General features: G+C 63.6%; 11 protein-coding genes. 10 read left to right on the top strand and 1 reads right to left on the bottom strand.

The window, feature by feature from the left end; translation table 11 throughout:
• Positions 1–85 precede the first annotated feature (85 nt).
• The 4 genes from trxA (at position 86) to BJN45_RS13760 (ending at position 3,830) form a co-directional block, all read left to right on the top strand.
• Positions 86–412 (top strand): thioredoxin TrxA, encoded by a 327-nt coding sequence (trxA, locus tag BJN45_RS13775; RefSeq protein WP_076096228.1) that lies wholly within the window; start codon positions 86–88, stop codon positions 410–412.
• 159 nt (positions 413–571) lie between these two features.
• On the top strand, positions 572–1,831 hold the full coding sequence (rho, locus tag BJN45_RS13770) for a transcription termination factor Rho (RefSeq protein ID WP_076096226.1): 1,260 nt from the start codon (positions 572–574) through the stop codon (positions 1,829–1,831).
• 91 nt (positions 1,832–1,922) lie between these two features.
• Positions 1,923–2,147, top strand: coding sequence for a 50S ribosomal protein L31 (rpmE, locus tag BJN45_RS13765; protein WP_076096224.1), 225 nt, complete (start codon positions 1,923–1,925; stop codon positions 2,145–2,147).
• 60 nt (positions 2,148–2,207) lie between these two features.
• Positions 2,208–3,830: an ArnT family glycosyltransferase gene (locus tag BJN45_RS13760; RefSeq protein ID WP_076096222.1), complete on the top strand. Its 1,623-nt coding sequence runs from the start codon at positions 2,208–2,210 to the stop codon at positions 3,828–3,830.
• Positions 3,831–3,869: 39 nt separating this feature from the next.
• Here the strand turns inward: BJN45_RS13760 and orn are convergent, their stop codons facing one another.
• Positions 3,870–4,427, bottom strand: a complete 558-nt coding sequence (gene orn / locus BJN45_RS13755; protein ID WP_076096220.1) for an oligoribonuclease — start codon at positions 4,425–4,427, stop codon at positions 3,870–3,872.
• A gap of 57 nt (positions 4,428–4,484) precedes the next feature.
• Here orn and BJN45_RS13750 point away from each other — a divergent pair, with 57 nt between their 5' ends.
• From BJN45_RS13750 to BJN45_RS13725, 6 genes are read left to right on the top strand one after another with little or no spacing between them, the layout of a single operon-like run.
• On the top strand, positions 4,485–5,735 hold the full coding sequence (locus tag BJN45_RS13750) for a M48 family metallopeptidase (protein WP_076096218.1): 1,251 nt from the start codon (positions 4,485–4,487) through the stop codon (positions 5,733–5,735).
• A complete protein-coding gene (locus BJN45_RS13745) occupies positions 5,732–6,046 on the top strand; it encodes a hypothetical protein (protein WP_076096216.1) in 315 nt (104 codons plus the stop codon). Before BJN45_RS13750 ends, BJN45_RS13745 begins: the two co-directional genes overlap by 4 nt.
• The gene (gene rsgA / locus BJN45_RS13740) at positions 6,046–6,912 is read left to right on the top strand and encodes a ribosome small subunit-dependent GTPase A (protein WP_076096214.1); all 867 of its coding nucleotides are present in this window, start codon (positions 6,046–6,048) and stop codon (positions 6,910–6,912) included. Before BJN45_RS13745 ends, rsgA begins: the two co-directional genes overlap by 1 nt.
• 57 nt (positions 6,913–6,969) lie before the next feature.
• Positions 6,970–8,070 (top strand): response regulator, encoded by a 1,101-nt coding sequence (locus tag BJN45_RS13735; protein ID WP_076096212.1) that lies wholly within the window; start codon positions 6,970–6,972, stop codon positions 8,068–8,070.
• A gap of 5 nt (positions 8,071–8,075) precedes the next feature.
• Positions 8,076–10,442 carry a response regulator gene (locus BJN45_RS13730; RefSeq protein ID WP_076096211.1) on the top strand — a complete coding sequence of 789 codons (2,367 nt, stop codon included), beginning with the start codon at positions 8,076–8,078 and terminating at the stop codon, positions 10,440–10,442.
• Positions 10,439–13,828: a CBS domain-containing protein gene (locus BJN45_RS13725; protein WP_076096209.1), complete on the top strand. Its 3,390-nt coding sequence runs from the start codon at positions 10,439–10,441 to the stop codon at positions 13,826–13,828. The genes BJN45_RS13730 and BJN45_RS13725 overlap by 4 nt, the downstream gene beginning before the upstream one ends.
• The last annotated feature ends 5 nt before the right edge of the window (positions 13,829–13,833 follow it).

Here is a 13,833-nt window from a genome sequence, read left to right as displayed (position 1 = left end):
TTTTCGCTAGCATCACACCAGATTTCATAAGGCGTCACCGCCTTTCCCAAACGAACAAATTCCCCCCTGAAACCAAGAGGCAACCATGAGCGAGCACATCCATTACGTCACCGACGACACCTTTGAAGCCGAAGTGCTGCAAGCGCAGCAGCCCGTGCTCGTCGACTACTGGGCAGAATGGTGCGGCCCCTGCAAGATGATTGCCCCGATCCTCGACGAAATCGCTGCCGAATACGCCGGCAAGCTCAAGGTCGCCAAGGTCAATATCGATGACAACCAGCAGACGCCGGCAAAATTCGGCATCCGCGGCATCCCGACGCTGATGATCTTCAAGAACGGCAATGTCGAAGCAACCAAGGTCGGCGCCCTCTCCAAGTCGCAACTCGCTGCCTTTATTGACAGCACGCTGTAATCTCCGTAGTCTCCCGGCCTGAAGCTGCGTTCTGCAACTTCAGGCTGACGCAACCGGCCACGCGCCCCGGCGTCAATTTCACCCTCCAAGCTCCAGCTCCTGCGCCCCGTTCTTCGGGCTGTCGCCCGCGCTCCCACTTCGGCGCCACATACACTCCCAATGCAACTTTCCGAACTCAAGACCTTACACGTCAGCAAATTGCTCGACATGGCGACCGAACTCGCCATCGAGAACGCCAACCGCATGCGCAAGCAGGAGTTGATCTACGCGATCCTCAAGGCGAAGGCGAAGAACGGCGACACCATTTACGGCGACGGCACGCTGGAAGTCCTGCCCGACGGTTATGGTTTCCTCCGTTCCTCGGACACCTCCTACCTGGCCAATCCTGACGACATCTACGTTTCCCCGTCGCAGGTCCGCCGCTTCAACCTGCGCACCGGCGACACCGTCGAAGGTGAGATCCGCACACCGAAGGATGGCGAGCGCTATGTCGCGCTGACCAAGCTGGAATCGATCAACGGCTTCCCGCCGGAAGCCAACAAGACCAAGATCATGTTCGAGAACCTGACGCCGTTGCATCCGACGCGTCACTTCAAGCTCGAACGCGATATCAAGTCCGACGAGAACATCACCAGCCGGGTCATCGACATGATTTCACCGGTCGGTGCCGGCCAGCGCGGCCTGATCGTCGCCCCGCCGAAAACCGGCAAGACGGTGATGCTGCAGAACATCGCCCACGCCATCTCGGCCAACCATCCGGAAGCCGTGCTGATCGTGTTGCTGATCGACGAGCGTCCGGAAGAAGTCACCGAAATGACGCGCACCGTCAAGGGTGAAGTCGTCGCCTCGACCTTCGACGAACCAGCCACCCGCCACGTCGCGGTTGCGGAAATGGTCATCGAAAAGGCCAAGCGCCTGGTCGAACACAAGAAGGACGTGGTCATCCTGCTCGACTCGATCACCCGCCTCGCCCGCGCCTACAACACCGTCCAGCCGGCTTCCGGCAAGGTGCTGACCGGCGGCGTGGACGCCAACGCCTTGCAGAAGCCGAAGCGCTTCTTCGGTGCTGCACGCAACATCGAGGAAGGCGGCTCGCTGACCATCCTCGCCACGGCGCTGATCGACACCGGCTCGCGCATGGACGAAGTGATCTACGAAGAATTCAAGGGTACCGGCAACTCGGAAATCCACCTCGACCGTCGCATGGCCGAGAAGCGGATGTACCCGGCGATCAACGTCAATCGCTCCGGCACGCGCCGTGAGGAACTGCTGCTCAAACCGGACGTGCTGCAGAAGATGTGGGTACTCAGGAAGCTCTGCTACCCGATGGACGACCTCGAAGCGATGGAATTCCTGCTCGACAAGGTCAAATCGACCAAGGGCAACGCCGAATTCTTCGACGCCATGCGTCGCGGCTGAAATATGTATTGCCAGCGCGTGCTTATTCAACGATAATCACGCGCTTCCCAGATCGGCCACATCCGCCGGTCGCTCGCTTAAAGGACAAAAGATGAAAGCCGATATCCACCCGAACTACCAAGAAATCCAGGTGACCTGCTCCTGCGGCAACACCTTCGCGACCAAATCCACGATGAACAAGAAGGACTTCCACGTTGAAGTCTGCGCTGCCTGCCACCCGTTCTACACCGGCAAGCAGAAGATCGTCGATACCGCCGGTCGCGTCGAGAAGTTCAACCAGAAGTTCGGCGCCATGCGCGGCAAGGCTGCTGCCTGATCGGCTTGCGTTTCGCCAGAATGGGCAGCCTGTGGGCTGCCCTTTTCATTTCTGCGCTCGATGCCTGATCTCGCCCTCCTGCTTCGCCGCGGCATCCGCCTGCCACCGGGCGGCTGGATGCTCGCCGGCATGCTCGCCTTCTATGTCCTGGCCGGACTGTTCGGCCGCGACCCCTGGAAAGGCGAGGATGCGATCCATATCGGCACCGCCTGGCAGATGTTGTCGACCGGTAACTGGCTGACGCCGATACTGGCCGGCCAGCCTTTCCACGAACCACCGCTGTACTACTGGAGCGCTGCGCTGACCGGCCAGCTCTTCGGCTGGCTACTGCCGGCACACGAAGCAATGCGACTGGCCAGCGCCATCTGGATCGCGCTGGCGCTGACCGGCCTCTACTATGCCGGCCGTGAGTTGTACGGCACCGACAGCGCCGCCGCCAGCCCGATGTTGCTCGCTGGTTGCGCCGGGTTGCTGCTGCACGCCCATGACGCCCAGCCGATCCTGATCGCCCTTGCCGCCTACGCCGGCGGCCTCGGTGCGCTGGCGACCATCGGCCGCAAACCCCGGTTGACCGGCGTGTTCTATGGCCTGGCACTGGCCGCCTGCCTGCTTGGCGCCGGCATCGCACCAACCCTGCCCCTGCTGGCCGTCGCCCCGATCGCCTGGTGGCTGTCACCAGACCGCAGCAAGGCCTTGCAGACGCTGCTCGTCGGCCTCGCCATCGGCATCCTGCTTGCCGCCCCCTGGCCGCTGGCTCTGCTGGCCCAGGCGCCGGAACGCTTCGACGCCTGGCTGCTGACCGAACTGGCGCCGCTGCGCACCCCGTTCTCCCTGAACGGACTCGGACGCTTCTCGGCCATGCTGCCGTGGTTCGCTTTCCCGGCGCTGCCGCTGGCTGCCTGGACACTATGGACCCGCCGCCAGCAATGGTCTGCGCCGGCCCAACTGCTGCCGCTCTCCTTCCTGCTGATCACCTTGCTATTGCTGGCCTGGGCCTACCGCCCACGCGATATCCCGGCCTTGCTGCTGCTGCCTGCGGTGGCGCTGCTGGCAACACCGGGCGCACTCAGCCTGCGCCGCGGTGCGGCCAATGCATTCGACTGGTTCGCGATGAGCGTCTTCAGTTTCTTTGCCCTGCTCGTCTGGATCAGCTGGTCAGCGATGGTGCTTGGGGTTCCCGAGCGTCTGGCGCAGCGTGTCGTCACGCTGCGCCCGGGCTTTGTCGGCGAACTGGAAATTGTCGGCCTGCTGATCGGCATCGCTGCCACCCTGTGGTGGATCTGGCTGATTGCCACCGCACCGCGCTCGCCGTATCGCAGCCTGACGCACTGGACACTGGGCTTCACCACCTTGTGGCTGCTCGCGACCGCGCTGATCCTGCCGTGGTTCGACTACGGCAAGAGCTATCGCCCGGTCGCCGAAGGCGTCGCGCGCGCCCTGCCGGACAGCAGTCGCTGCCTGGCCCAGCAAGGACTGAGCGATGGTCAGCGGGCATCGCTGTCCTACTTCGTCAACATTGCCCCGGTAGCCTACGACACACCGGCCGGCAGGAATTGCGACTGGCTGCTGGTCGTCGGCAGCTCGCGTGCTGAACTGGCGGCGCCGGACGAGCAATGGACGCGCGTCTGGGAAGGCAACCGCCCGGGCGAACGCCGGGAGAAATTCCGTCTTTACCGGCGTTGACCGCAAGAATTCCGGACGGCGAGCCGTCCGGAGCGGAAATCAATCCGCCGCGGACTTGACCAGGAAATGTTCCCGGTAGTACTTCATCTCGTCGATCGACTCGTAGATGTCGGCCAGTGCGGTATGCCGGCTCTTCTTCTTGAAACCCTTGTAGATTTCCGGCTGCCAGCGCTTGCACAACTCCTTCAGCGTGCTGACGTCGAGATTGCGGTAATGAAAGAAGGCTTCCAGTGTCGGCATGTAGCGGGCCATGAAACGGCGGTCCTGGCCGATCGAGTTGCCGCACATCGGCGAATGGCCCTTGCCTGAATATTTCTGCAGGAAAGCCAGCGCTTCGGCTTCGACCTCGGCTTCGTTCATTGTCGAAGCGCGCACCTTGTCGATCAAACCTGAACGTCCGTGCGTTTTCTGGTTCCAATCATCCATGGCGGCCAGTGTTTCATCCGACTGATGGACGACCCAGGCCGGCGATTCGGCCACCATTTCGAGTTCCGAGTTGGTCACCACCATCGCCATTTCGATGATGCGGTCGCCGTCCGGATTGAGACCGGTCATTTCCATGTCCAGCCAGACGAGGTTGTTTGCATTGCCTGCCATATAATTGCCCGAAACTTTAAAAACGCCATTTTCTCACAGCTTCCACCGACATCGCCCGTGACCGAGAATTTCACCCTGCTGTTCCTGACCGTTTTCACCCTGAGCCTGGCCACCCGCCTGTGGCTCAAGCTGCGTCACATCCGCCATGTCGCCGCCCATCGAGCCGCGGTGCCGGCGGAATTCGCCGGGCGCATCACGCTCGCCTCGCATCAAAAAGCCGCCGATTACACGGTCGACCGCAGCAAAACGGCAATTTTCGCCATTCTCATCGAAGCCGGCGTACTGCTCGCCTTCACGCTCGGCGGTGGTCTCGCCTGGCTGCATGAACTCTGGTCGCCACGTCTCGACGGCATCGCCTACGGGCTGGCGATGATCTTCAGCGTGATGCTGATCTCGGTGTTGATCGACCTGCCGCTGTCGCTGTACAGCCAGTTCGTCGTCGAGGTCCGGCACGGTTTCAACCGCATGACGCCGGCGCTGTTCGTCTCCGACCTGGTCAAGCAGACGCTGCTTGGCGTCGCCATCGGCGTACCGGTGGTCGCCGCCGTGCTGTGGCTGATGGGCGCCATGGGTGCATACTGGTGGCTGTGGGTGTGGCTGTTCTGGAGCGTCTTCAACCTGCTCGTGCTGTTCGTCTATCCGACCTGGATCGCCCCCTTGTTCAACAAGTTCACGCCGCTGGCCGACGGTGAAATGAAGACGCGCATCGAAGCCCTGCTCGGCCGTTGCGGTTTCCGCAGCAGCGGCCTCTTCGTCATGGACGGCTCGAAGCGTTCGAGTCATGGCAACGCCTATTTCACCGGCTTCGGCGACAACAAGCGCATCGTCTTCTTCGACACCCTGTTCGAACGCCTCGCGCCGGCGGAAATCGAAGCCGTGCTGGCGCACGAGCTGGGGCATTTCCGGAAAAAGCACATCGTCCAGCGCATCGCGCTGATGTTTGCCGGGTCGCTGGCCTTCCTGTGGCTGCTCGGCCAGTTGATCGACACCACCTGGTTCTACACCGGTCTCGGCGTGCCGGCGCAGAGTACTGCGCTGGCGCTGATCCTCTTCTTCCTCGTCGTACCGGTCTTCCTCTTCCCGCTGGCGCCGCTGTCGAGCCGCCTGTCGCGCCAGCATGAGTTCGAAGCCGACGCCTATGCCGCCGAACACGCCGCCGCCGGCGATCTGGTGCGGGCGCTGGTCAAGCTCTACGACGACAACGCTTCGACACTGACCCCGGACCCGCTGCACTCGCTGTTCCACGATTCCCACCCGCCAGCGGCGCAGCGCATCGCGCAACTGCAACTTCAGGAGAAACACGCATGAAAACGATCAGCGCACTTCTTGCCGCCTCCCTGATCCCCCTGTCGGCGCTCGCTGCCGATCCCTGGGGTGATGCCGACGCCAAGGCGGGCCACGCCAAACATGAGGAAAAATGTGTTGCCTGCCATGTCCGGATGTACGGTGGCGACGGCAGCAAGATGTACACTCGGGAAGGCCGGATGCTGTCGACCAAGCTCGATGTCCTGCAACGCACGGCCGCCTGCAACGCCCAGGTGCAGGCCGGCTGGTTCCCGGATGAGGAAGCCGAAGTGGCCGCCTACCTGAACCAGACCTTCTACAAGTTCAAGGACTGATGCGCGGCCGCGTCATCGCCGCCCATGGGCGGCAGTACATTGTCGAAGCAGAAGACGGCCAGCGCCTGCCCTGCTTTCCCCGTGGCAAGAAAAGCGAAGTGGCCTGCGGCGACGACGTCGAGATCACGCAAAGCTCCGCCGACCAGGGTGTCATCGACACCATCCTGCCGCGCCGTAGCCTGCTCTACCGCTCGAACGAAATCCGCCAGAAGCTGATTGCCGCCAACGTCGACCAGCTGGTCGTCGTCGTCGCCAGCGAACCGGCGTTTTCCGACGATCTGGTGACGCGCGCGCTGATCGCCGCCGAAAGCGAGGACATCGAAGTCCTGATCGTCCTCAACAAATGCGACCTGACCGAACAGATGAGCACCGCCCGCCGGCAGACTGCGATCTTTGCGGCACTCGGTTACCGCATCCTTGAACTGTCGGCGTTGCGCCACGCCGAAGACCTGCGCCCGCACCTGCAGGGCAAGACCAGCGTACTGGTCGGCCAGTCCGGCATGGGCAAATCGACGCTGGTCAACGCGCTGATCCCGGAAGCCCGCGCCGCCACGCGCGAAATCTCGCAGGCCCTCGACTCCGGCAAGCACACGACGACACACGCCACGCTCTACCACCTCGACGCCGACAGTCACCTGATCGATTCGCCCGGCCTGCAGGAATTCGGCCTCGGCCACCTCGACCGCAACGAAATCGAATATGCCTTCCGCGAATTCCGCCCTTTTCTCGGCAACTGCCGTTTCCGCGACTGCCGCCATGACCGCGAACCGGACTGTGCACTGCGTCCTGCGGTCGACAGCGGGAAAATCGAGAAAAGCCGTTTCGCCACCTATCGCCGTCTGGTCGGCCTGAATACTCCGATCTGAACGAAAGGGCAGTAGCCAGACGCAGCGGCACAGGCCATAATCCGGGAAACCCGTTTCATGGGCTGGAGAGACAAGATTCAAGCACAGCCAACCATCCTGATTGTCGACGACGTTCCCGAAAACCTCAGCGTTCTCGGGGAACTGTTGCAGCCGATCTATCGGGTCCGCGCCGCCAACTCGGGCCGGCGCGCCCTGCAGATTGCCAATGCCTCGCCGCCACCCGACCTCATCCTGCTCGACGTGATGATGCCGGACATGGACGGCTATGGCGTTCTCGCCGAATTGCGCAGCAATCCCGTCACCCGTGACATCCCGGTGGTCTTCGTCACCGCCATGGACGGCACCGATGACGAGGAACGCGGCCTCGACGGCGGCGCCGTCGATTACATCACCAAGCCGATCCGGCCGGCCATCGTGCTCGCCCGCGTGCGCACCCAGCTCGAACTGAAGAAGGCGCGTGACATCCTCAGCGACCACAACGCCTACCTGGAAAAGGAAGTCGCCAGCCGCATGGCGGAAAACCAGCTGATCCAGGAAGTCAGCATCCACGCCCTCGCCCACCTGGCCGAAACCCGCGACCCGGAAACCGGCAACCACCTGCGCCGCACCCAGGAATACGTGCGCACACTGGCACGCAGCCTGCAGCATCACCCGCGCTTTTCCGCCTACCTCGACGACCGCACCGTCAACGCGCTGGCCCAGTCGGCACCGCTGCACGATATCGGCAAGGTCGGCATCCCCGATCACATCCTGCTCAAGCCGGGCAAACTGACGCCGGAAGAATGGGCGATCATGAAAACCCATGCCGAAATCGGCGCCCAGGCAATCGCCCAGGCTGAAGCCGACTCGGCACGGCCGGTCGAATTCCTGCGCATCGCCCAGGAAATTGCCCGCGGCCACCACGAAAAATGGGATGGCAGCGGCTATCCCGGCGGACTGGTCGGCGACGCCATCCCGATTTCCGCACGCCTGATGGCGCTGGCCGACGTCTTCGATGCCCTGATCTGCGCCCGTGTGTACAAACCGGCGATGCCGATGGAAGAAGCCTACCGCATCATTGTCGGCGGTAGCGGCAGTCACTTCGACCCGGATGTCGTCGCGGCCTTCGTGCACGAATTCGACAACTTCAAGCGCATCGCCGCAACTTACGCAGAGTAGGCCAGATGAGCCAGGCGCTCAAAACCGAAGACCCCGGATATGCCCGCGCCACCCGAAAACTGGTCCTGCTTTATCTTGCGTTCGCGGCCTGCTGGATACTCTTCACCGATCTGGCCGTCGAACTGCTGGTCGCCGAAACCGGCAACCGGACGCTGATCAATCTGCTCAAGGGCTGGTTCTACGTCGCCGCCACCGGCCTGATGCTGTATTTCCTGCTGCGCAGCAAATTTGCCGAAATCACGCAAAACGAACTGCAACTGCAGCACGCCGGCGACAAGGAACACGCCATGGCCCAGGCGCTGCACGAAGAAGGCCAGGCCCTCGCGCGCTATGCCGTCGCCTTCCAGGCGGCACCGGTCGCCGCCTGCATCACCCGCCTGCAAGACGGCAAGCTGGTCGATGTCAATGAACGCCTGCTGCGGGAATATGCCTGGACACGCGAAGCCCTGCTCGGCAAGACGACGATCGAAGCCGGCCTCTGGAACATGCCGGAGGATCGGAACCAGATGCTGGAACTCCTGCGCCGCGATGGGCGTGTCACCGACTTTGAAAGCACCGGCGTCGGCAGCGACGGCAGGAGCCGCGAAATCAGCTTGTCCGCCGAAACCATCAATGTCGACGGCGCTGCCTATCTGGTAGTCTTCATCGCCGACATCTCGCAACGCATCGCCAACGAGCGTGCCCTGCTCGAACGCGAGGAAAAACAGCGTCAGGCCAATATCGAACTCGAACGCTACCGCGCCCACCTCGAGGAAATCGTTGCCGAACGCACCAGCGAACTGGCCAGCGCCCTCGATGCTGCGGAAGAAGCCAACCGGGCGAAGAGCGCCTTCCTCGCCAACATGAGCCACGAAATCCGCACACCGATGAACGCCATCATCGGCCTGACCCATCTCGCCACCCGGCAGACCGCGGAACCGGGCATGCTCGACCGGCTCGGCAAGGTCCAGGATGCAGCGCACCATCTGCTGGCAATCATCAACCAGATTCTCGACATTTCGAAAATCGAGGCCGGCAAGCTGGTCCTCGCACCCAGCGATTTCCGCCTGCAGCAGATCATCGAAAACACCTCGACGCTGGTGGTCGACCGCGTCCGTTCGCGCGGCTTGCAGTTCACCAGCCGGATCGACCCGCAACTTCCCGAAATCCTGCACGGTGACCCCTTGCGGCTGGGCCAAGTCCTGCTCAACTTCCTGACCAACGCCGCCAAATTCACCGAACACGGCAGCATTGCCATCGACGTCAGCCTGCTGGCCAGCAACGATCAGGGGCTGCTGGTCCGCTTTGCCGTCAGCGACACCGGCATCGGCATCGATTCCGAGCAGCAGCGCCGCCTGTTCCAGGCCTTCGAACAAGCCGACGGCTCGACCACCCGGCGCTTTGGCGGCACCGGCCTCGGCCTGGCCATTGCCCGCCACCTGGCCCAGCTGATGGGCGGCGAGACCGGCGTCGACAGCACACCGGGCGTCGGCAGCACCTTCTGGTTTACAGCCCGCCTGCAGACAGGTGCCGGCAAGGAACTGCCCGGACCGATCTGCATTTCGCGTGCCGAAGACTGTCTGAAACAGCTGGCCGCCCCACCGCACGTGCTGCTCGTCGAGGACAACCCGATCAACCAGGAAGTCGCCCGCGACCTGCTGGAAGACGTCGGTTTCGTCATCGATGTCGCCAGCAACGGTGCCGAGGCCATCGAGCGGGTGCTGGCAACGCGTTACGACATCATCCTGATGGACATGCAGATGCCGGTCATGGACGGACTCACCGCCACCCGGAAACTGCGCGCCGACGGGTGCACGACACCGATACTCGCAATGACCGCCAACGCCTTCGGCGAAGACCGGCGGCGCTGCCTGGAAGCCGGGATGAACGATCACATCGCCAAACCGGTCAATCCGGACAACCTGTACGCCTCGATGGTCAAATGGCTGCCACTGGGCACCAGCAGCCAGCTTGCGCTGCCCGTCGCCGCCCCGGCAACCGCCAGGGCGGACGACGAACGCGCTGCCCTGGCCAGGCTGCCAGGCATCGATATCGAACAGGCGATGCGCACGGTACGCAACAACGTCCGCAATTACCTGCGCCTGCTCGACAGCTTCCTTGCCGGGCACGGCGAGGATCACCAAATCCTTGAAAGCGCGCGCCGCGAACAGCGGCTCGACGATGCCCGACGCCTTGCCCACAATCTCAAGGGCGTCGCCGGCACCCTCGGCCTGAGCGACATCCACACCGCCGCCTGCGCCCTCAACGACGCGTTGCTGCCAGGTGCAGCACAAACTCCCATCGACCAATGCTTCGCCGATCTCGGCCAGGCCCTGCAGCAGACCTGCCAGGCCATCCGTCGTTACCGGCAGGATCCTCCGTCCGCCCAATGAACCACCGGCTCCCCGTCACCCTCGCCGACATCATGACCTGCGACGTCCGCAGCGTCGCCCCGGAAACCTCGCTGCAGGAAGTTGCCAAAATCATGAGCGAGGCGAGCATTTCCAGCCTGCTCATCGGACCGCCGGAAAAAACCCTGGGCATCATCACCGAGAGCAACATGCTGCGCGCCCTGCACTGGCGCCTGCCCGGCCATACCGCCGTCAGCGAGGTCATGTCGCACCCGCTGGTCACCGCCCCACCCGACCTTGACCTGCTCGGTGCGCGCAAGCTGATCGATGCCCACAGCATCCGCCATCTCGTCGTCGTCGCCCCGGACGGCGCAACCATCGGCATCGTCAGCGAAACCGACTTCCGCCGCCATCTTGGCGTGCTCGCCTTCCAGCACCTGCAGACGCTGGCCAGCGCCATGGACCGCGAGATGCCGCACCTGCCGCCAGGCACCAAGCTCGATACGGCCCTGACCCGGATGCTGCAACTGGCCTCCGACTATATTCTCGTCAGCGAGCACGGCAAACCGCTGGGCATCCTGACTGAACGCGATGTCCCACGCCTGCTCAGCTGCTACCCGAACGCCTGCGAAATCCCGCTCGGCCAGGCGATGAGCGCGCCGGTCCACAGCATTCACGTCAAGCAGTCGGTCAACGACGCACTGAGCGCGATGAGCGTCTATCGTGTCCGGCACATGGTGGTGCTGTCCGACGATGGTGAGGTTGCCGGCGTCATCAGCCAGTCCCGGCTGTTCGAGCAACTGGCGATGCACGACATGGAAATCACGCTGAACCGGCTGTGCGAGGAACGCGACCGGCTGCGCCTGGAGGCCCAGCTCAACCTGGCCCTGTCCGCCGCCGGTGCCGGCGCCTGGGAATACCGGCCACGACACGACCGTGTCGTGTGCAGCAACAGCCTGCTGGCGCTGTTTGGCGAAAACGAGGGCAACGGCCCGATGAATCTCGCTGAATGGCGCGAACGCATCCATCCGCAGGACCGCCAGCACTACGATGTTGCGGTCGACAGCGTGCTACGCGAAAAAATGGGCCAGCACCGGATGGAATACCGGATTCGGCACGCCTGGGGGCACTGGCTGTGGGTCGAGGACCGCGGCTGCGTCACCGAACGCGACCACGAAGGTTTGCCGACTGTGGTCAGCGGCATCCTCACCGACATCGGCCAGCGCCGCGCCGACCGCCGCCGGATCGAACGCCAGAACCGTTCGCTGCACCTGCTCGGCGGCATTGCCCGCAGCGTCGTCCGGGAAAGCGATGAAACCGCACTGCTGGCTGCTGTCTGCCGGCTGGCGGTGGACATCGGCGGCTACCGTTCGGCACGTTTCATTGCCGCTGACGAACCGATGCCAGCGGTACAGGAGGCCGACTACATCCTGCCGCTCCATAACGATGGCGAACGCGTCGGCTACCTGCTGCTCGGCATTGAAACCGGACACAGCATCGACGACGAGGAAGCCGGGCTGCTCGACGACCTGGCCAACGAACTCGGCATCGGCATCGGCAAGCAGCGCTCGCGGCGTGCGCTCGCTGCCAGCGAAGCCAGCCTGCGCCAGTTGTCGCTGGCGATCGAACAAAGCCCGCACAGCATCATCATCACCCGCACCGACGGCAGCATCGAATACGTCAACCAGGCTTTCGTCGCCTGTACCGGCTATCCGCCGGAAGAAATCATCGGCGGCAATCCACGCCTGCTCAAGTCCGACCAGACCAGCCGGCGGACCCTGGCCGAACTGTGGCAGAGCCTGCTGCGTGGCGACATCTGGCGCGGCGAGTTCATCAACCGGCGCAAGGACGGCTCGCTGTACAACGCCCACGCCATCATCTCGCCGGTTCGCCAGAAGAACGGCGAGGTCACGCACTACCTGGCGATCGAGGAAGACGTCACTGAAAAGAAGCGCGACCAGGCCGAACTGGCACGCTACCGCCAGGAACTGGAAGGGCTGGTCGACCAGCGGACGAAGCAATTGCAGCACGCCAAGGAAGAGGCAGAAGCCGCCAACCGGGCGAAGAGCAGCTTCCTGGCCAACATGAGCCACGAAATCCGGACGCCGATGAACGCCATCCTCGGGCTCACCCACCTGCTCCAGCGTGACATCGCCGCCACCGACGCCAGCGAGCGCCTGGGCCGGATCGCCGATGCCGCCAACCAGCTGATGCAGCTGCTCAACGACATTCTCGACCTGTCGCGACTCGAAGCCGGCAACCTGACCCCGAGCAACGGCGAATTCTCGCTTGCCGAACTGATCGCCGAAGCCCGGCAACAGTTTGCCGACAAAGCCCGGAGCAAGAATCTTGGCCTCGACAGCCAGATCGCCCCGAACCTCCCGCCGCGACTGCGCGGCGATGCCCAGCACATCCGGCAGATCCTGCTGCAGTTGCTGGCCAATGCGATCAAGTTCACCGAATCCGGCAGCATCACGATCCGGGTCGAGGCGCAGGCACGGGAGGGCGACCGCCTGCGGCTGCGTTTCTCGGTCACCGACACCGGCATCGGCATCGCCCGCACCACCCAGTCGCGGCTGTTCAACCCCTTTGAACAGGCCGACAGCTCGACCACACGCCGGCATAGCGGCGCCGGACTGGGGCTGGTGATCAGCCGGCGCCTGGCCGAACTGATGGGCGGCAATATCGGCGTCAACAGCGCACCGGGCGAAGGCAGCGAATTCTGGTTCGTGCTGCCGCTGCAGGTCATCGATGCCGGCGCGCAAACGCTGCCCGCACCCGCAGCAGCCTCAGTCACGGCACCGGATACCGCCGGCGACGCCGATGCCCTCGATTATCTGTCCCGGATTCCCGGCCTCGACGCCAAGGCCGGGCTGCACGCCGTCCGCGGCAAACTGGCCACCTACCAGCGGCTGTTATCGACCTTCGCCGACAATCATCTCGGCGACTTCCCGCACATGCACGAACTGTTCGCCCTGGGCGAACTCGAAGAGGCGCGCCGGCTGGCCCACTCGATCAAGGGCGCGGCCGGCACACTGGGCGCGACCGCGGTGTTCCAGTCGGCCGCCGACCTGGATCATGCGATTCGCCAGCAACGTCCGGCGGAAGAGATTGCCCGCCTGATCGCCGATTGTGAAGATAACTACCAACAGTTGCACGCGGCGCTGGCCGGGCAGCGGCAGGCCGCACAAGCTTCGGCCCAGCAGGGCAACGGGGCGACGGCGGAAGAATTGCGCCGGCAACTGGCCGGCCTGAGCCAGCAGCTCAAGGATTGCGATTTCGCCGTACAAGGCCAGCTGCAGACGAAAGCACCATTGTTGCAGCAAGTGCTTGGCGAGGCTTTCGGCAGTTTCGAGCGAAAGATCGCCGATTTCGACTTCGAAGCTGCCGCCGAACAACTCGACCAGGCCCTTGCCCGGCTGAGCTGATATCG

Source organism: Azonexus hydrophilus (assembly GCF_001956855.1).
Taxonomy (GTDB): Bacteria; Pseudomonadota; Gammaproteobacteria; order Burkholderiales; family Rhodocyclaceae; genus Azonexus; species Azonexus hydrophilus_A.
This window is presented reverse-complemented; position numbering and strand designations above follow the sequence as displayed.

Bases quoted from the DNA above. Each gene is read 5' to 3' on its own strand.
- trxA (WP_076096228.1), top strand. From the start codon at position 86: ATGAGCGAGCACATCCATTACGTCACCGACGACACCTTTGAAGCCGAA.
- rho (WP_076096226.1), top strand. From the start codon at position 572: ATGCAACTTTCCGAACTCAAGACCTTACACGTCAGCAAATTGCTCGAC.
- rpmE (WP_076096224.1), top strand. From the start codon at position 1,923: ATGAAAGCCGATATCCACCCGAACTACCAAGAAATCCAGGTGACCTGC.
- BJN45_RS13760 (WP_076096222.1), top strand. From the start codon at position 2,208: ATGCCTGATCTCGCCCTCCTGCTTCGCCGCGGCATCCGCCTGCCACCG.
- orn (WP_076096220.1), bottom strand. From the start codon at position 4,427: ATGGCAGGCAATGCAAACAACCTCGTCTGGCTGGACATGGAAATGACC.
- BJN45_RS13745 (WP_076096216.1), top strand. From the start codon at position 5,732: ATGAAAACGATCAGCGCACTTCTTGCCGCCTCCCTGATCCCCCTGTCG.
- rsgA (WP_076096214.1), top strand. From the start codon at position 6,046: ATGCGCGGCCGCGTCATCGCCGCCCATGGGCGGCAGTACATTGTCGAA.
- BJN45_RS13735 (WP_076096212.1), top strand. From the start codon at position 6,970: ATGGGCTGGAGAGACAAGATTCAAGCACAGCCAACCATCCTGATTGTC.
- BJN45_RS13730 (WP_076096211.1), top strand. From the start codon at position 8,076: ATGAGCCAGGCGCTCAAAACCGAAGACCCCGGATATGCCCGCGCCACC.
- BJN45_RS13725 (WP_076096209.1), top strand. From the start codon at position 10,439: ATGAACCACCGGCTCCCCGTCACCCTCGCCGACATCATGACCTGCGAC.